Genomic DNA, 17229 nt, shown 5'->3' on the forward strand with positions numbered 1-17229 from the left:
CGCCGCCCCCGCCACCGGAGAATCCGCCGCCGAAGGACCCGCCCGCGCTCGACGAGGACCCCGTCGACGGCGCCGAGTAGGTCGCCGCCGAGTGCGACGAGGCCACGAACGAGGCGAGCTGCGCGCGCAGCACGAACGAGGTCGGGTCGCCGATCCAGGTGGCGCCGTGCTGCGCACGCGTGTACGCCTTCTCGAGCACCTCGCCCCATTCGTCCTCCATGCCGAAGAGGATGGCGTAGGGGAGGAGGCGCTCGTAGATGTGGATGACGTCGGCGGTGCCGTCTGCTCGACGTTCGGCCCCGCTGTAGGACTGCAGCATGCGCAGGCGGTCGGCGTCCGCGACGCGGATGAACTCCTCGACGCCGCGCAGGTACTCGTAGGTGCGGGCGCCTTCGGCCGTGAGCACCGTGTGCTTCGAGAAGCCGTAGATGCTGGAGAGCAGCACCAGGAAAGCGCCGAAGGAGATCACCACGAGCGAGGGGATCGCGGAGAGCCGCCCGCTGGCCGCGCTCCAGATCCCGAACGCCAGACCGATGACCGCGATGCCGATCGCACACCACTGCAGGATCACGGCCGCCCGACTGCGCGCCTTCTCGGTGAGCCCGCGGTTCTGCGCCTCGATCGTCCCGCGTTGCTCCAGGGCGGTCATCCGCGCGGCGAACGTCTCATCGGCGGTGGGCAGGTCGACCACACCCTCGCCGTTCGCGTCGGTGAAGAGGGTATCCAGGGCCTCGACGTCGAGCTGGTCGGGAAGTCGCGTTCCGGGGAGCCGACGCAACCGAGGCTCCTCCTCCTCCGCCCCCTCCTCGATGCGCAGCGTGCCGCGGACGGCCAGGTGCACGATCTCCGAGGGGATCACGTCCTTGGCGCCGGGCACCACGGCGGCGGCCAGCAGGGGAGGCAGTGAATCCGGCACGTCGTACTGGGCGACCACGATTCCGGTCGCCCTTCGGCGTCTCCGGGTGAAGGCCGAGACGGCCACCCAGCTGCCGACCGAGAGCCCGAGCGCGCCGACGGCGGCGACGATCGGGGTGACGTCCGCCACGGGGTCGGGGGTGCGGGCGAGAGGCTGGGTGACCGTACCGGCATCGAAGCCGATGGCGACGGTCACCCCGTCGCCGGCAGGACGGGCTCCCGATTCGACGCGGAACGTCACATCGCGCCCGTCCGCGATCGGACCGTCCAGCTCGCACTCGTCCTTCGAGCCGGAGGGACCGGTGTAGCAGCGCGTGGCACCGTTGAGCGCAGCGCTCAAGGAGGAGTCGAGCGTGACGTCAGCACGGAAGCGATCGATGGACTGCGTGCTGTCGAGCGGCAGCAGGTCCCAGTAGAACTCGTCCGCGGGAGGAGCCGACGATCCCGCAGAGGGCTTCGTCGCCAGGATCACATCGCGCATCTCGTACTCGATCACGTACGTGGTGAGACCCCGGACGAAGTCGTCGTCGTTGCCCGTGAGCACGTAGAGGAGACCGTCCTCCTCGTCCGTCTCGTAGGGCACCTCCGCGCCGTTCCCGTCGGTCACGGACAGGACCGTCGTCTCCGTGCTCGCCCCTTCGTAGGAGGTCGCGAGCCCCCGGACGATGCCGTGATTCTGGTCGGCGTCGGGGAAACGTGCCACGAGCGTCTCCGTCACACGCATCCGCGCGCGGCCGTCGTCATCGAGCCCGACCTCGTACGCCGCGTCCCAGGAACTGTAGGAGAAGTCGTCGACATCGGTCGTGGCGACGCGGATCGGACCGGCTGCGGCGTGAGCGGCGTGCTCGGCTGACGTCGCGAACGCCGCAGCCGGGGTGAAGGCCGCCACGAGGGCGAGGGGGAGTGCAGCGAACGCGCGGAGGATCCGTGTGTGGGCCATTCTCCGAGGCTACCCAGCACGCGACCGATGGCGTCACGCCGCCTCGGTAAACTGGGAGGGACTTCCAAGGAGCCCCCCACATGACTGACGCGTCGCCCGCGCCCGAATCGGCATCGACCGACCCCTCCACCGACGAGGACGTCCACGAGCAGAAGGCCGTGCGGCTCGCCAAGCGCGAGCGTCTGATCGAGAAGCGGTCGAACGCGGGGGGAGGGGCATTCCCCGTCGGAGTGCCCGTCACTCACACGATCCCTGCACTGCGCGCCGAGTACGGCGAGCTCGAAGCGGGTGCCGAGACCGGCGTCGTCGTCGGGGTCGCCGGTCGAGTGGTGTTCAGCCGCAACACCGGCAAGCTCTGCTTCGCCACCCTGCAGGCCGGCGACGGGTCGCGCATCCAGGCCATGATCTCGCTCGCGAACGTCGGCGAGGAATCCCTCGCGGACTGGAAGGAGTACGTCGACCTCGGTGACCACGTCTTCGTGCACGGTGAAGTCATCTCGAGCCGTCGCGGCGAGCTATCGATCATGGCCGACGACTGGACGATCGCTGCGAAGGCGATCCTCCCGCTGCCCAACGCGTACTCCGAGCTCAGCGAAGAGGGCCGGGTGCGCAGCCGCTACCTCGACCTGATCGTGCGGGAGCAGGCGCGCAACACCGTCCGTGCTCGGGCCGCCGTGAACGCGAGCCTGCGTTCGACGTTCACGAGCCACGACTACCTCGAGGTGGAGACGCCCATGCTGCAGGTGCAGCACGGAGGAGCGTCTGCCCGCCCGTTCATCACGCACTCGAACGCGTTCGACACCGAGCTGTACCTGCGCATCGCGCCGGAGCTGTACCTCAAGCGCGCGGTCGTCGGCGGCATCGAGCGCGTCTACGAGATCAACCGCAACTTCCGCAACGAGGGTGCTGACTCGACGCACAGCCCCGAGTTCGCGATGCTCGAGGCCTATCAGGCGTACGGCGACTACAACCAGATGGCCGCGCTCACGCAGGAGCTCGTGCAGAACGCGGCGATCGCGGTCGCCGGCTCCACCACGGTGACCTGGGCCGACGGCACCGAGTACGAGCTCGGCGGTGAGTGGGACCGCATCTCGATGTACGAGTCGCTCTCGGCCGCTTCGGGTCGTGTCATCACCCCGCAGGACTCCGTCGAGGACCTCATCGCCTTCGCGGAGGCCAACGATGTGGATCTGCCACCGCAGGCCACCCACGGCAAGCTCGTCGAGGAGTTGTGGGAGCACTTCGTGAAGGGCGACCTCGTCCGCCCCACGTTCGTGATGGACTTCCCCGTCGACACGTCGCCCCTCGTGCGCGAGCATCGTTCGATCGCGGGCGTCGTGGAGAAGTGGGACCTGTACATCCGCGGCTTCGAACTGGCGACGGGATACTCCGAGCTCGTCGACCCCGTGATCCAGCGGGAGCGCTTCGTCGAGCAGGCCAAGCTCGCAGCACGCGGCGATGTCGAGGCCATGCCCGTGGATGAAGAGTTCCTTCGCGCCCTCGAGCACGGCATGCCGCCGTCCGGCGGGATGGGCATGGGGATCGACCGACTGCTGATGGCCATCACGGGTCTGGGCATCCGGGAGACCATCCTCTTCCCTCTGGTGAAGTAGTCCACGGAGTCGTTCATCCCATCGGGCCGCGCCGGAACGCCCATTCCGGCAGCATGGCCCCGCCGATCATGGTCTCCAACAGTGCGGCGAGCGAGTACCGAGGGTCGATCTCGCGCACCATCTCGAGGTAGCGGCCCGCGTGACTGGCGCGCCCCAGCGCCCAGGACAGCCACGCGGCCACGGTGAGCGGGGCGGGTCGCGAGTGCCGGGGTGCACGGGCGGCTGCCTCGCGCGCGACCGAGAGGGCGCACCGCAGGCGTTCGGTGTCGGGCGTCGGTCCGCGTCCGAGGAACACGTCGCCCACTTCGTCGGGAACCATGATCCCGGACTCGGCGAAGGCGGTCTGGGCGTCGAGCGTGCGGATGCCTCCCGCGAGGTCGGTCGCCCATTGCGCGATCGCCACGTCGCGCAGCAGCGGCTTCTCCAGACACCACAGCAGCGCGGCTGTCGCGAAGGGTGGAAGACCGTCGGGTGCAGCCAGCACCGACTCGAGGAACGCGGGCACGTCGTCGAGCAGGACGAGTGCGGCGATGAGCTGAGGATTCTCCCTGGCGCTTCGCGGAGCGCGCCCGCGCCGATCGAGGAGCGCGTCGAGGTCGGCGGATGCTCGCCCGACCCGCTCCTTCTCCGCCAGATCGACGGTCGGCAGCTCCGTGCCGACGTTCTGATCTCCGGACACGTCTTCCATCGGCGGCAGGTCGGACGGAAGGCGGATCTGCGCGAGAGACCCGAGCTCCGGTTCCTCCTCGAGGTAACTCGACCAGCCGGACGGCGTCACGCACAGAGCGTCGACGACTCGCAGACCCGCATCCTCCGCGCAGCCGAGCACCTCGTCGATCACCACCGCGTGCGGGAGCACCAGGCCGTCGCGCGTCGGGTGCGCATCCTGATCGGTGTAGACGACGACGGCCACCGCATCCGTTCCGGAGACCCGTGCCACGAGCCCGACCGCGTTGTCGGCATAGCGACCGACATCGGTGCTCTCCTCGGGGAGGTCCAGACGCATGGCACCGTCGGTGCGCGAGCCGCGGAACGGGAGGAGGACGATGCTCCGACGGGGCGTGAAGCCGGCGAGAGAGGGGACGATGCCGAGGAATGCGGCGGAATCGGTGGCGCGGAGAACTGTGGTCATCTCGAGAGTGTGCACGTCGGCGGGGCGGACGGGAGGGGAAAAGGGGGCTTGTGGACGCAGATCCTGTGAGTGCCGGAGTGTGCACGAACAGTGGCTCGCGTACCATGGAGGGATGGACAACTTCTGGCTCGCCGCGGCATGGTCGCTTCTGCCGACCGTCGGAGTGAGCGTCGTGTTCTTCCTCGTGGTCCGAGGCATCCTCCGTTTCGACCGCACCGAACGCAAGGTGCACGCGCAGATCGAAGCCGAGGAGCGCGCAGCGCGGGGCCTCCCGCCACGCGGCTGATTCCCACCCCATCGGCTACTGTGAAGCCAGTGCATCTGCTCAGATGCGCGTGAGCTGTGACGGTCACTGCGGTGGCGAGGGGGCACGATGACGGCGGATAGCTGGGCATGGTGGATCGCCGCCTTCCTGCTGATGCTCGACATCGTCATCCGCGTCACTGCGATCATCGTCATCCCCCGCAACCGCCGCCCCACCGCCGCGATGGCGTGGCTGCTCGCCGTCTTCTTCATCCCTTTCGTCGGCGTCTTCCTGTTCCTCATGATCGGCAACCCCCGCCTCCCGCGGGCGCGTCGACGCAAGCAGGATCAGATCAACGAGTACATCGCGGAGACCAGCGAGCACCTGCACTTCGGGACCCTGCGTCCGAACGCCCCTGCATGGTTCGGCCCGATCGTGCAGATGAACCAGAAGCTCGGCGCCCTCCCGCTCTCCGGCGACAACGGCGCCCACCTCATCTCCGACTACCAGGAGTCGCTCGATGAGATGGCCGAGGCCATCCGCACCGCGCAGGAGTACGTGCACGTCGAGTTCTACATCCTGCAGTCGGACGACTCGACCGACAACTTCTTCCGCGCCCTCGAAGAGGTCTGCGCGCGAGGGGTGGAGGTCCGCGTGCTGCTCGATCACTGGGCGAACCGCGGAAAGCCCCGCTACAAGCAGACCATCGCGCGACTCAACGCGATGGGGGCGGACTGGCACCTGATGCTCCCGGTGCAGCCGCTCAAGGGCAAGATGCAGCGCCCCGATCTGCGCAACCACCGGAAGCTCCTCGTCGTCGACGGCAACATCGCGTTCCTCGGGTCGCAGAACATCACCGATTCGACCTACAACCTGAAGAAGAACATCAAGCGAGGACTGCACTGGGTCGACCTGATGGTCCGTCTCGACGGTCCCGTGGTGTTGAGCGTGAACGCGATCTTCGTCGCCGACTGGTACAGCGAGACCGACACGGTGCTCGAGGGCATCGACATCGCCCACGCGAACATCGGCTCCGGGGATCTCGACTGCCAGGTCGTGCCCTCCGGCCCGGGGTTCGAAGTCGAGAACAACCTCCGTCTCTTCCTCGCACTGCTCTACGCGGCGAAGAAGAAGATCATGATCGTCAGCCCTTACTTCGTCCCCGACGAAGCCCTGCTCCTCGCGGTCACGGCCGCCGTCGACCGTGGCGTGCACGTCGAGCTGTTCGTCTCGGAAGAGGGCGACCAGGCGATGGTCTATCACGCCCAGCGCAGCTACTACGAGGTTCTGCTCAAGGCGGGAGTGCGCATCTGGATGTATCGCAAGCCCTACATCCTGCACACCAAGACGCTCACGATCGACGAGGAGGTCGCGGTGGTCGGGTCGAGCAACATGGACATGCGCTCCTTCGGTCTGAACCTCGAGGTCTCGATGCTGGTGCGCGGCGAGGAGTTCGTCGCCGAGATGCGGGAGGTCGAGGACAAGTACCGCTCCCTCAGCCGTGAGCTGACGCTCGAGGAGTGGATGCAGCAGCCGCTGCGCTCGACCGTGCTCGACAACCTCGCCCGCCTCACCTCCGCGCTGCAGTAGTCGTCGCGCTATCCGTCGCGAGTCCGCGAGGGCTACCCTGTGAGCATGACCTCCGCGCTGCGTCCTCTCGCCCCTGTCGTCGGTCTCGTCGCCGCGGCGCTCCTCGTCGCCGGCTGCACCGCGAGCCCCGGTTCGGAGACGCCGACGAGTTCCCCTGCGCCGAGCGCGGGCGGCGTCGACGACCGGAACGACATCGAGGGTGCGCTGCTCGACGACGGACGCATGTTCGCCGTCGTCACGGTGGGCTCCTCCACGTGCGTCCCCCAGGTGGACCAGGTGAGCGCCGAGGGACAGACCGTCACGGTCACTCTCGTCGACGCCGAGGGCGAGTCGCCACGGCCGTGCACGAAGGACCTCGCTCCGCGGGCCAGCATCGGCGCGCTTCCCGAGGGCGTGGATCCGACAGCCGACATCACCCTCGAGGTCACCTATGGCGACATCACCGACGACGTCGACCTCGACGGCGACCCCGCCGCGACGGGCACGCCCGGCACGTCGACCGAGTACCTGCCGTCTGCCGGCTGGTCCGGCGACGGCGCTCTGGTGCTGCTCACCTGGGGATCGTCGTCCTGCCCGCCGGAGATCGAATCCCTCGAGGGGTCGGGGAACAGCGGCACGGCGACGTTCGTGACGGATGAGACCAAGGCCTGCACGATGGACATGGCTCCGCGCGCCACGCTGCTCTCCTTCGGGGACGACGCGGTCGATGACGACGCGCCCTTCACCCTGACCCTCGTCGGCGGAGGCCTCGAAGGCACGGTCGAGGTGCGCTGAATCCGAAGCCCGCGGGCCTTCAGAGGATGTGCACGGGGTGGCCCGTCGGCAGCGCCAGCAGAAGCGCCCCCGGGTCTGCCCAGCAGGTGATGCGCACGGCTTCCCCGAATTCGTCACCGTCGAGCTCGATCGGGATCGGGTCGGGCGCTGCAGCCTCGGCCGCGGCCCCGTGGAAGTAGTGGACGGAGGCGTTCTTCCCGCGCCGTTCGAGGACTCGGCGTCCCGCGCGGAAGCGTCGCAGCACGGAGTTGTCCCACCAGATCTTCCGCCAGACGGCGAACCAGCCGAGCATGCCGGTCGGCTGGATGACCGCCACGTCGAGGGCGGCGTCGGTGATCGATGCCTCGGGGATCAGGGATATCCCGGCAGGGAGCGTGCCGCAGTTCGCGAACAGCAGGCTGTAGGCGCGATGGGTGTGCAGGCGTCCGTCGTCGATCTGGTAGACCGCGCGGAACGGCTTCGCGCGAGGCAGGGAGCGGGCGGCGCCGTCGACGTACGCGATCCACCCGACGGATTTCTTCAGATCGGAGCGGGTGTTCGCGATCATGTCGGCGTCGAGACCCATTCCGGCGAGGACGACGAACGCATGCTGCGCCTCCTCGCCGTCCTGTCGAGTCAGTCGCGCCCAGCCGATGTCGATCGGGTGTCGGAAGTCGCCGAGCGCCGCCTGGATCATCTCGGTCGGGTCGCCCAGCGGGAGCCCGAGATTGCGCGCGAGCAGATTCCCGGTGCCGCTGGGCAGGATCGCCAACGGCACCCCGCTGTTCGCGATCGCCTCCGACACGGCGCGCACCGTGCCGTCGCCTCCCGCGACCAGCACGACGTCCACCCCGCGCTCCAGCGCCTGCGCCGTGGCGAGCTGGCCGGCGTCCTCGACGGTCGTGGGGTAGAACGCGGGATGCTCCCAACCGGCCTCCCGGGAGAGATCGCGCACTCGGCCCCGGAGGTGCTTGCCGTCGACCTTGATCGGGTTGTAGATGAGCGCCGCCTGTCGCCGGACGGGTTCGCTCGTGGTCATGGCGCTACTCTAAACCGCGATCCACTCGGGTCGCCCATCCGGCGCCGGGCCTTCCCTGCGCGAGGAGAATGGAGACATGCGCGATGACTCCGACGACACCGCTCGCACCGTGCTCTCCGCGATGATCGAAGGCGACCCCGATCGTCTGCGGCGACGGAGCATCTCGCTCGGGGTTCCCGTCGACGACGCCGACGACGCGGCGCAGAACGCGCTGCTGCGCGCCTGGAGCTCGATCTCTCACCTCGACACCCCGCAGCCAGGGCGCATGTGCGCCTGGCTCGACGTGATCGCCAGGAACGTCGCCGTCGACCTCGCCAGACAGCGCTCCCGTCGCCCCGCCGCGACGCTGGAAGAGGCGGCGGACGAGCACGTCAGCGTCGAGTCCGTCGTCGAGGCGCGAGTCCTGCTCGACGGAGCAATGGCGGCTGTGCATGCGCTCCCACCCACGCTTCGGGAACCACTGCTGTTGACGGTCGCCGACGGGCTCTCGGCGGAGGAGGTGGCGACGCGACTCGGAATCGAACCCGCCGCCGCCCGGCAGCGCATCTCGCGGGCACGCAAGGCGCTGAAGGCCTGCCGCGGCACAGGTATGGGGGTGGCGTGAGGGAGACTCTCCTGCAGGTCTCCCTCACGTCATCTCAGGCGGTCCCGAACGGGTTGTCGATCGCGTAGCGCCAGCCGTGCGCATCGTCGTACACCGCGAGGTCGGCGGTCGTCCCGGCGAGGGAGACCTCCGACCCGTCGGGTGCGATGCCCGTGATCGTCCAGTCGGCGACCGCGAGGCCGGTGCCCGCGCTCTCGAAGACGTGACGGACCGTCATCGAGATCGGCAGGTTCAGGCCGAGGAACTGCTCGAGCGCGCCCCTCACGGCTTCCGTGCCGGTGACCGGTGTCCCCGGCGCGGGGACGAAGACCACCTCCGGGGTGTTCAATGCCATCAATCCGTCGAGGTCACGGGCGTTGAAGCGGTCGGCGAACGCCAGGTTCAGCTGATCGAGGGCGGTGACGCGAGTGCTCATGGGTGTTCCTTTCCGAGGGTCGGCGGAATGCCGGCCGTTGCAGAGGAAGACGATGCTGCGCCGAGAGTGTGACATCCGAGAGGGTGTGACGATCACCGTAGACTTGGTGGATGATCGACCTCGCACTCCTCCGCGACAATCCGGAGATCGTCCGCCGCTCGCAGACTGCTCGTGGAAACGACCAGAGCACCGTCGACGTCGCACTCGAGGCCGATCGATCGCGCCGGTCGGCGCTCTCCGCATTCGAGGAGCTGCGAGCAGAGCAGAACGCCTTCGGGAAGCTGGTCGCGAAAGCCCCGAAGGAGGAGAAGGCCGCCCTGGTCGCGCAGGCCAAGGACCTCGCCGAGCGAGTGAAGCAGGCCCAGCACGCCGCGAACGAGGCGGCTGAGGCAGCGGCCGCAGCCCTCGCCCGGATCGAGAACGTCGTCATCGACGGTGTGCCGGCCGGTGGCGAAGCCGACTTCGTCGAGCTGCGGCGTGTGGGAGACGTGCCCGCTTTCGACTTCGAGCCGAAGGACCACCTCGAGCTGGGCGAGCTCCTCGGTGCGATCGACATGGAACGCGGTGCCAAGGTCTCCGGCGCCCGCTTCTACTTCCTGCGCGGCATCGGAGCACGTCTCGAGATCGCGCTGATGAACCTTGCGCTCGACAAGGCGCTGCAGAACGGCTTCGTGCCCCTGATCACCCCGACGCTCGTGCGCCCGGAGATCATGCAGGGGACGGGCTTCCTCGGCGAGCACGCCGACGAGGTCTATCACCTCGACAAGGACGACGATCTGTACCTCGTCGGCACCAGCGAGGTCGCGCTCGCCGGGTACCACAAGGACGAGATCGTCGACTTGACGGACGGTGCCCTCCGGTACGCCGGCTGGTCGACGTGCTACCGGCGTGAGGCGGGCTCGCACGGCAAGGACACCCGAGGCATCATCCGTGTGCACCAGTTCAACAAGCTCGAGATGTTCGTCTACACGACGGCCGAGGACGCGGAGGCCGAGCACCTGCGCCTCGTCGCGCTGCAGGAGGAGATGCTGACCTCCCTCGGCCTCGCCTACCGCGTGATCGACGTCGCAGCGGGAGATCTCGGTTCGAGCGCCGCCCGCAAGTACGACATCGAGGCCTGGGTCCCCACGCAGGGTGCCTTCCGCGAGCTGACGTCGACCTCGAACTGCACGACGTTCCAGGCGCGACGTCTCGATGTGCGGTACCGGCCGGTGGTGGAGGCCGCGGAGGGTGCGGCGCAGGGCACGGCGAAGACGCAGCACGTCGCCACGCTGAACGGCACGCTCGCCACGACGCGCTGGATCGTGGCGCTGCTCGAGACCCATCAGCAGGCGGATGGATCCGTGCGCGTCCCCGAGGTGCTGCGCCCGTATCTCGGCGGCCTCGAGGTGATCGAGCCGCTCGCTGAGGGGCGGGCGGCACGATGACGGACGCCTGGCTGGTCGGCCTCGACGTCGACGGGACCATCCTGCTGCAGGACGAGACGATGAGCCCCGGTGTTCCGGAGGCGATCGCTCGCCTGCGCGACGGCGGACATGTCGTCACGATCGCGACCGGACGAAGCTGGATGGCGACGCGGCGCTACGTCGAAGAACTCGGACTGACCGCTGACTTCGTCGTCTGCTCCAACGGGGCCGTGACGATGCGGCGATCGGGCGATGACTGGGAGCGTTGGAACGTGGAGACGTTCGACCCCACCCCGGTTCTCGGTCTGCTGCGAGAGCGGCTGCCCGACGCCAGGTACATGGTGGAACTGGCTTCGGGGCAGCGGCTGTTCACGGAGCAGCTCGACGACTGGACGCTCGACGGCGGTCGACAGGTCGACTTCGACGAGCTCGGAGCCCTTCCCGTCTCGCGCATCGTCGTCGTCTCTCCTGGTCACGACGAAGAGGACTTCCACCGTCTGGTCGCTGACGCCGGTCTGAACGAGGTGTCGTACGCGATCGGCTGGACGGCGTGGCTGGACATCGCACCGCAGGGTGTGGACAAGGGCACGGCTCTGGAGCAGGTGCGTACCGAGCTCGGGCTCGGCGAGGGGCGCATCCTCGTCGCCGGGGACGGGCGCAACGACATCGGGATGTTCGGCTGGGCGCGCTCGCTCGGTGGTCGGGCGGTGGCGATGGGCCAGGCTCCGGACGTGGTGAAGGAGGCAGCCGGCGAGGTCACCGCAGATGTCGTCGACGGTGGCCTGGCGCGAGCGCTCGACACGCTTCCAGCCCCCGCCCAGGTCAGCGCCGGAGAATAGAACTCGGCTAGACTCACGCCTGGTCGGCAGAAGTGCCTGCCGGGAGGGTTGTCCGAGCGGCCGATGGAGCTGGTCTTGAAAACCAGTGGGCAGAGATGTCTCGTGGGTTCGAATCCCACACCCTCCGCATTGTGAGCACGGTGTCCCCCGCACCGGCGCTGAATCCGAAAGGTCCCGAGTGAGCCAGAACCCCCGACGCCGGCACACCATCGCGCGCCATGGTCAGCTGGGTACTCCCGGTACCGTCGGCCAACTCCTGAAGTTCATCGCCATCGGCCTCGCCGTGGTCCTGGTGAGCGGCCTCGGCGTCGGCGCCTACGTCTTCTACGACCTCACGAGCACGGTCTCGGCGAATGCTGTCGAGATCGAGGGCCAGGACCCGATCCCGCCGGACATCGGCGAGTACGAGGGCGGCTTCAACATGGTGCTCACCGGGGTGGACACCTGCGAGGAGAAGTACAAGGACCTGTTCGGCGAACGGTGCACCGGAGCGGACGCCGAGGGAACGCTCAACGACGTGAACCTGCTCGTCCACGTCTCGCAGGAGCCGCGCCGCATCACGGTGGTCAGCTTCCCCCGAGACCTGATGGTCCCGATCCCGTCCTGCACGGACAAGAACGGCAACGCCACCTCTGCGATGAGCAAGCAGCCGCTGAACACGGCGTACACGGACGGCGGCCTGAACTGCGTCGTGAAGACCATCTCCGAGCTGACCGATCAGGAGATCCAGTTCGCGGCCGGCGTCACCTTCGGCGGCGTGATCGAGATCACGAACGCCATCGGAGGCGTGGACGTCTGCCTCGCCAACCCGATCAAGGACCGCTACACCGGACTCGACATGGCTGCGGGCACGCACACGGTGGAGGGGCTGCAGGCGCTCCAGTTCCTGCGCACCCGTCACGGGGTCGGTGACGGCAGCGACCTCGGCCGCATCGGCAACCAGCAGCAGTACATGTCGAGCCTGGCCCGCAAGATGATCAGCGGCGAGGTGCTCGGCAACGTCCCGGTGATGCTCAAGCTCGCGAACACCGCGATCCAGAACCTCGAGCCGAGTGAGTCGCTCACGAATCCGATGACGCTCGTGCAGATCGCGCTCGCGGTCAAGTCCGTGCCGTTCGAGGACATCGTCTTCGTGCAGTACCCCAACGGCACCGACTCGGCGAACCCCAACAAGGTCGTCCCCAACTACACTGCAGCCTCTGCGCTCTGGGATGCGCTCGCCGAGAATGCGCAGCTGCAGATCACGCACGAGAACAACCGCAACGACGGTGTGATCGTGCAGGAGCCGACCACGACCGGCGAACAGCCGACCGACACGGCGGCGACTCCGGACCCGGCAGCGACCCCCGACAACGTCGTGGCGCTTCCCGATTCGATCAAGGGCAACTCCGCCGCGCAGCAGACCTGCTCCAACGGCAACGTTCGCTGACGACTCCGCGAGGGAGCGCAAACCGCTTGCGCCTTCTTGCAAGGACTTGCGTACACTGGCTGCATGTCGAAGCGACTCGCCGAGGTGGCCCGCAAGGTCGGAGTGAGTGAGGCGACGGTCAGTCGCGTGCTCAACGAGAAGCCGGGGGTCTCGGACGCCACGCGCCAGGCGGTCCTCACCGCCCTCGACGTCCTCGGCTACGAGCGGCCGACGAAGCTGCGCGGAGAACGCGCCCGCCTCGTGGGCCTGGTGCTGCCCGAGCTGCAGAATCCGATCTTCCCCGCATTCGCCGAGATCGTCGGCGGTGCGCTCACCCAGAACGGGTACACGCCGCTGCTCTGCACGCAGAATGCCGGAGGTGTGACGGAGTCGGACTACGTCGACCTGCTCCTCGCGCAGCAGGTGTCCGGCGTCATCTTCCTCGGGGGGAACTACACGCAGGCCGACGCCGCGCATCAGCACTACGAGCGCCTGCGTCAAGTGAACCTCCCGACCGTGCTCGTCAATGCCCGCGTGCCGGAGCTGCCGTTCGCCACGGTGTCGACCGACGACGCCGCCGCCGCGGAACAGGCGGTGCTGCACGTGCATCAGCTCGGGCATCGGAAGATCGGCCTGCTGCTGGGGCCGGAGGATCACATCCCGTCCCGCCGCAAGCTCGAATCGGCGCGACGTCTGCTCGAATCGCTCGGCGCACCGCTGGCGGACGAACTCGTCGTGCGCGGCATGTACTCGCTCGAGTCCGGCCAGGCGGGGGCCTCACGACTGTTCGCCGCCGGTGCGACGGCGATCGTGTGCGCGAGCGACCCGATGGCGCTCGGGGCGGTGCGCGCGGCGCGGCGTGCCGGGCTGTCGGTGCCGGGTGACGTGAGCATCGTCGGATTCGACGACTCCGCGCTGATGAGCTGCACCGAGCCGCCGCTGACCACGGTTCGGCAGCCGATCGAGTCGATGGGGCGAGCTGTGATCGCCCTCCTGCTCGCTCAGATCGCCGGCACGGCTCAGCCGAGCGACGAGCTCCTGTTCGAGCCCGAACTGGTGCTGCGCGCCTCGACGGGGCCCCTGCCCCTCTGACCACGGGTCCCCGAAGGTGCGCTGATTGTCGTGCCCGCAAATCATCGTAAATTTGCGACAACTCGTTTAGTTCTTGCGTTAAGTGATTGAGAAAGCTACATTCGACTCATCGCCACCGACGACGAGGAGTTCCGTGGACACTGACGTTCTGCGCACGACGGCACCCGCCGGCACCCTGACCATGCCTGCTGGCGACGGCTGGTGGCGGACGGCCGTGATCTACCAGGTGTACGTGCGCAGCTTCGCGGACGGAAACGGCGACGGCATCGGCGATCTCGCGGGTGTCCGCTCGAGGCTCCCGTACTTGAAGAGCCTCGGGGTGGACGCGCTCTGGTTCACCCCGTGGTACCTGAGCCCCCTCGCCGACGGCGGGTACGACGTGCAGGACTACCGCCGCATCGATCCCCGTTTCGGCTCCCTGGAGGAAGCGGAGCAGCTGATCGCGGAGGCGCTCGCTCTGGGCATCCGCACGATCGTCGACATCGTGCCCAATCACATCTCGGATCAGCACGAGTGGTTCCAGCGGGCGCTGGCGGCGGGTCCAGGCAGTCCGGAGCGGGAACGGTTCTGGTTCCACCACGGCCGCGGGGAGCACGGTGACGTCATCCCGACGAACTGGGTGTCGAGCTTCCAGGGCGAGACCTGGTCGCGCACGCGGAACCCCGACGGCACCGACGGCGAGTGGTACCTGCATCTGTTCACCCCCGAGCAGCCGGACCTGAACTGGAACCACCCCGATGTGCGACGTGAGCACGAAGACGTCCTGCGGTTCTGGTTCGACCGCGGGGTCGCGGGTGTCCGGATCGACTCGGCGGCTCTTCCCGTCAAGGACCCCGCGCTTCCCGACCTCCCCGCAGGTTCGGCACCCACGGTGGACCATCCACACATCGACCGCGACGAGCTGCACGACATCTATCGCGAGTGGCGTGCGGTCGCCGACGAGTACGACGGGGAGCGGGTGCTCGTGGGCGAGGTGTGGCTCGAGGATGCAGAGCGATTCGCCCGGTACCTGCGGCCGGGGGAGATGCACACCGCCTTCAACTTCGGCTTCATGACGCAGCCGTGGAGTGCGCGTGCCATGCGCGATTCCATCACCCGCACCCTCGCGGAGCATGCGCCGGTCGGTGCCCCGGCCACGTGGGTGCTCTCGAACCACGACGTCACGCGTCCGGTCACGCGGTACGGGCAGGCGGATTCCTCTTTCGCCTTCGAGCGCAAGCGCTTCGGCACCCCGACCGACCCGGCTCGCGGTGCGCGAAGGGCCCGCGCCGCCGCGCTGCTCGTCGCCGCGCTGCCGGGCAGTCTCTACATCTACCAGGGGGACGAACTCGGCCTTCCTGAGGTCGAGCTGCCGCTCGACGCGATCGAAGACCCCATGCACTTCCGCTCCGGTGGGGTCGACCCGGGACGCGACGGCTGCCGAGTGCCGCTGCCCTGGACGGGGGCGACGAGCCCCTACGGCTTCGGTGGCGCTCCCTGGCTGCCGCAACCCGACGACTGGGCGGCGCTCACCGTCGAGGCGCAGGATGCGGACCCCTCTTCGACGCTCAACCTGTATCGCACGGCGATCGCTCTGCGACGGCGCATCGACGACTTCGCCGGCGACCACCTGGAGTGGCTCGAACTGGGCGCCGACGTCCTTTCATTCCGCCGTGGTGACGGCACGCTCAGCGTCACCAACCTCGGGGCGGTCGCCGTGCCGCTGCCTGCACACCATGAGGTCCTCCTCTCCAGTGCGCCGCTCGACGGCGTGCTCCCACCCGACTCCACAGCCTGGCTCGCTCTGCGCGCCACCCCCACGCGCTCGCAGTGAGCGCCGTCGTGATCCTGCACCACCCGTTCAGCACCACATGGAAGGACAGACAATGAAGTCACCAACGAAGGCCACGGTCGCCGGCATCGCCGTGCTCGCGACGGTCGGCGCCCTTGCCGGATGCACGTCCGCCGGCGACGGGGACGGCGCCGACGGACGCCTCGAGCTGCGCGTCGCGACGTTCCCGCCCGGGGCGGATGCGGCCGCGTACGATGCGTTCGCCGCGCAGGAGAAGCAGTTCGAGAAGGAACACCCCGATATCGACATCATCGGTGTCGAGTACGAATGGGAAGGCCCCACGTTCGCCGTGCAGCTCGCCGGGGGAAGCCTGCCCGACGTCTTCACCGTGCCGTTCACCGACTCCAAGACCCTGCTCGAGAACGGGCAGCTGATGGATGTGACCGACGCGATCGAAGAGCTCGGCTACACGGACAAGTTCAACCCCATCATCCTCGACGGGGTCACCGGCGCCGACGGCAAGATCTACGGCTTCCCGCGGCAGGCGTACGCCGCAGCACTGCACTACAACCGCGACCTGTTCGAGCAGGCGGGGCTCGACCCCGACAGCCCTCCGGAGACGTGGGACGAGATCCGCGAGGCCGCCAAGAAGATCACGGACGCCACCGGCAAGGCCGGCTACGCGCAGATGGCCATCAACAACACCGGTGGATGGCAGCTCACGTCGCAGACCGTGGCCCGTGGTGGTCGCACGCAGACCGACAACGGGGATGGCACCGCCGACTCGACGATCGACAACGACGCGACCAAGGCCTCCCTCCAGTTCCTGCATGACGTGAAGTGGGAGGACAACGCCTTCGGCTCGAAGGTCGACCTCGACTGGGGGACCATCAACCAGGAGTTCGCCGCGGGCAACATCGGCATGTACACCTCCGGCTCCGACATCTACACCGCTCTCGTGCGCGACTTCGGCATGGACTCGGACATCTACGGCATGACCGTCGTGCCCATGGAAGGCGACGACCCAGGCACGCTCGGCGGCGGTGACATCGCGGTGATCAGCCCCACGGTCGACGACGCGACCAAGGAAGCAGCAGTGACCTGGATCGACTGGTACTACATGCAGAAGCTCATGGACAAGGACGCCGCGGTGCTCGACGCGAAGACCCTGAACGAGTCGGGCCAGGCCGTCGGCACTCCGCTGCTGCCGGTGCTCAGCCGGGAGCTGTACGACGAGTCGCAGGAGTGGATCGCCGACTACATCAACGTGCCGGTAGACCAGATGGCTCCGTTCAGCGACCGCATCTGGGATCAGACGCCGGTGGGGGAGCCGAAGGTCAAGACGCAGGAGGTCTACGCCCTGCTCGACACCGTGGTGCAGAAGGTCCTGACCGACCAGAACGCCGACATCGACGCTCTCCTTGCCCAGGCGCAGAGCGATGCGCAGGCGAAGCTCGACGAGTAACCC

15 protein-coding genes and 1 tRNA gene are annotated in these 17229 nt (G+C 68.2%); 12 read left to right on the forward strand and 4 right to left on the reverse strand.

Annotation, left to right across the window (positions count from 1 at the left end):
• Positions 1 to 1855, reverse strand: a 1855-nt coding sequence (locus tag FFS56_RS09795) for a DUF2207 domain-containing protein (RefSeq protein WP_137772326.1), incomplete at its 3' end; no start/stop codon positions are given.
• 80 nt (positions 1856 to 1935) lie between these two features.
• Between FFS56_RS09795 and lysS the strand changes: the two genes are divergently transcribed.
• Positions 1936 to 3468, forward strand: coding sequence for a lysine--tRNA ligase (gene lysS / locus FFS56_RS09800; protein WP_127011766.1), 1533 nt, complete (start codon positions 1936 to 1938; stop codon positions 3466 to 3468).
• A 13-nt stretch (positions 3469 to 3481) separates the two neighbouring features.
• Here the strand turns inward: lysS and FFS56_RS09805 are convergent, their stop codons facing one another.
• On the reverse strand, positions 3482 to 4600 hold the full coding sequence (locus FFS56_RS09805) for a DUF4192 family protein (RefSeq protein WP_046746735.1): 1119 nt from the start codon (positions 4598 to 4600) through the stop codon (positions 3482 to 3484).
• Positions 4601 to 4712: 112 nt separating this feature from the next.
• Between FFS56_RS09805 and FFS56_RS20520 the strand changes: the two genes are divergently transcribed.
• The 3 genes from FFS56_RS20520 (at position 4713) to FFS56_RS09815 (ending at position 7208) form a co-directional block, all read left to right on the forward strand.
• Entirely contained in the window at positions 4713 to 4886 is a 174-nt protein-coding gene (locus FFS56_RS20520; protein WP_164734077.1) for a hypothetical protein, read from the forward strand.
• Positions 4887 to 4973: 87 nt separating this feature from the next.
• Positions 4974 to 6434: a cardiolipin synthase gene (gene cls, locus FFS56_RS09810; protein WP_046746734.1), complete on the forward strand. Its 1461-nt coding sequence runs from the start codon at positions 4974 to 4976 to the stop codon at positions 6432 to 6434.
• A gap of 45 nt (positions 6435 to 6479) precedes the next feature.
• Positions 6480 to 7208 carry a hypothetical protein gene (locus FFS56_RS09815; protein ID WP_046746733.1) on the forward strand — a complete coding sequence of 243 codons (729 nt, stop codon included), beginning with the start codon at positions 6480 to 6482 and terminating at the stop codon, positions 7206 to 7208.
• Between the two features lie 19 nt (positions 7209 to 7227).
• Here the strand turns inward: FFS56_RS09815 and FFS56_RS09820 are convergent, their stop codons facing one another.
• Entirely contained in the window at positions 7228 to 8226 is a 999-nt protein-coding gene (locus FFS56_RS09820) for a diacylglycerol kinase family protein (protein WP_046746732.1), read from the reverse strand.
• Positions 8227 to 8302: 76 nt separating this feature from the next.
• Between FFS56_RS09820 and FFS56_RS09825 the strand changes: the two genes are divergently transcribed.
• Positions 8303 to 8830 carry an RNA polymerase sigma factor gene (locus FFS56_RS09825; protein ID WP_127011767.1) on the forward strand — a complete coding sequence of 176 codons (528 nt, stop codon included), beginning with the start codon at positions 8303 to 8305 and terminating at the stop codon, positions 8828 to 8830.
• Positions 8831 to 8864: 34 nt separating this feature from the next.
• Here the strand turns inward: FFS56_RS09825 and FFS56_RS09830 are convergent, their stop codons facing one another.
• Entirely contained in the window at positions 8865 to 9245 is a 381-nt protein-coding gene (locus tag FFS56_RS09830) for a nuclear transport factor 2 family protein (RefSeq protein ID WP_046746730.1), read from the reverse strand.
• 110 nt (positions 9246 to 9355) lie between these two features.
• On the opposite strand from FFS56_RS09830, the gene serS reads away from it, so the two are divergent.
• The 7 genes from serS to FFS56_RS09865 all read left to right on the forward strand — a co-directional run bounded on the left by serS (position 9356) and on the right by FFS56_RS09865 (position 17226).
• Positions 9356 to 10672 (forward strand): serine--tRNA ligase, encoded by a 1317-nt coding sequence (gene serS / locus FFS56_RS09835; protein WP_046746729.1) that lies wholly within the window; start codon positions 9356 to 9358, stop codon positions 10670 to 10672.
• A complete protein-coding gene (locus tag FFS56_RS09840) occupies positions 10669 to 11490 on the forward strand; it encodes an HAD family hydrolase (RefSeq protein ID WP_046746728.1) in 822 nt (273 codons plus the stop codon). Before serS ends, FFS56_RS09840 begins: the two co-directional genes overlap by 4 nt.
• 42 nt (positions 11491 to 11532) lie before the next feature.
• Positions 11533 to 11617 (forward strand) — tRNA-Ser (locus FFS56_RS09845).
• Between the two features lie 51 nt (positions 11618 to 11668).
• A complete protein-coding gene (locus FFS56_RS09850) occupies positions 11669 to 12919 on the forward strand; it encodes an LCP family protein (protein ID WP_046746727.1) in 1251 nt (416 codons plus the stop codon).
• 63 nt (positions 12920 to 12982) lie between these two features.
• Positions 12983 to 13990, forward strand: a complete 1008-nt coding sequence (locus FFS56_RS09855) for a LacI family DNA-binding transcriptional regulator (RefSeq protein WP_017204694.1) — start codon at positions 12983 to 12985, stop codon at positions 13988 to 13990.
• A 181-nt stretch (positions 13991 to 14171) separates the two neighbouring features.
• Positions 14172 to 15803, forward strand: a complete 1632-nt coding sequence (locus FFS56_RS09860; RefSeq protein WP_127012930.1) for a glycoside hydrolase family 13 protein — start codon at positions 14172 to 14174, stop codon at positions 15801 to 15803.
• 52 nt (positions 15804 to 15855) lie between these two features.
• A complete protein-coding gene (locus FFS56_RS09865) occupies positions 15856 to 17226 on the forward strand; it encodes an extracellular solute-binding protein (protein WP_127011768.1) in 1371 nt (456 codons plus the stop codon).
• The last annotated feature ends 3 nt before the right edge of the window (positions 17227 to 17229 follow it).

Origin of the sequence: Microbacterium sp. Beta, assembly GCF_005502545.1 — a bacterium.
GTDB classification, from domain to species: domain Bacteria; phylum Actinomycetota; class Actinomycetes; order Actinomycetales; family Microbacteriaceae; genus Microbacterium; species Microbacterium oxydans.

What these genes read in the sequence shown, in the direction of transcription:
- serS (WP_046746729.1), top strand. Translation starts at nt 9,356, where the DNA reads ATGATCGACCTCGCACTCCTCCGCGACAATCCGGAGATCGTCCGCCGC.
- cls (WP_046746734.1), top strand. Translation starts at nt 4,974, where the DNA reads ATGACGGCGGATAGCTGGGCATGGTGGATCGCCGCCTTCCTGCTGATG.
- FFS56_RS09815 (WP_046746733.1), top strand. Translation starts at nt 6,480, where the DNA reads ATGACCTCCGCGCTGCGTCCTCTCGCCCCTGTCGTCGGTCTCGTCGCC.
- lysS (WP_127011766.1), top strand. Translation starts at nt 1,936, where the DNA reads ATGACTGACGCGTCGCCCGCGCCCGAATCGGCATCGACCGACCCCTCC.
- FFS56_RS09865 (WP_127011768.1), top strand. Translation starts at nt 15,856, where the DNA reads ATGAAGTCACCAACGAAGGCCACGGTCGCCGGCATCGCCGTGCTCGCG.
- FFS56_RS09840 (WP_046746728.1), top strand. Translation starts at nt 10,669, where the DNA reads ATGACGGACGCCTGGCTGGTCGGCCTCGACGTCGACGGGACCATCCTG.
- FFS56_RS09860 (WP_127012930.1), top strand. Translation starts at nt 14,172, where the DNA reads ATGCCTGCTGGCGACGGCTGGTGGCGGACGGCCGTGATCTACCAGGTG.
- FFS56_RS09830 (WP_046746730.1), bottom strand. Translation starts at nt 9,245, where the DNA reads ATGAGCACTCGCGTCACCGCCCTCGATCAGCTGAACCTGGCGTTCGCC.
- FFS56_RS09825 (WP_127011767.1), top strand. Translation starts at nt 8,303, where the DNA reads ATGCGCGATGACTCCGACGACACCGCTCGCACCGTGCTCTCCGCGATG.
- FFS56_RS20520 (WP_164734077.1), top strand. Translation starts at nt 4,713, where the DNA reads ATGGACAACTTCTGGCTCGCCGCGGCATGGTCGCTTCTGCCGACCGTC.
- FFS56_RS09855 (WP_017204694.1), top strand. Translation starts at nt 12,983, where the DNA reads ATGTCGAAGCGACTCGCCGAGGTGGCCCGCAAGGTCGGAGTGAGTGAG.
- FFS56_RS09820 (WP_046746732.1), bottom strand. Translation starts at nt 8,226, where the DNA reads ATGACCACGAGCGAACCCGTCCGGCGACAGGCGGCGCTCATCTACAAC.
- FFS56_RS09805 (WP_046746735.1), bottom strand. Translation starts at nt 4,600, where the DNA reads ATGACCACAGTTCTCCGCGCCACCGATTCCGCCGCATTCCTCGGCATC.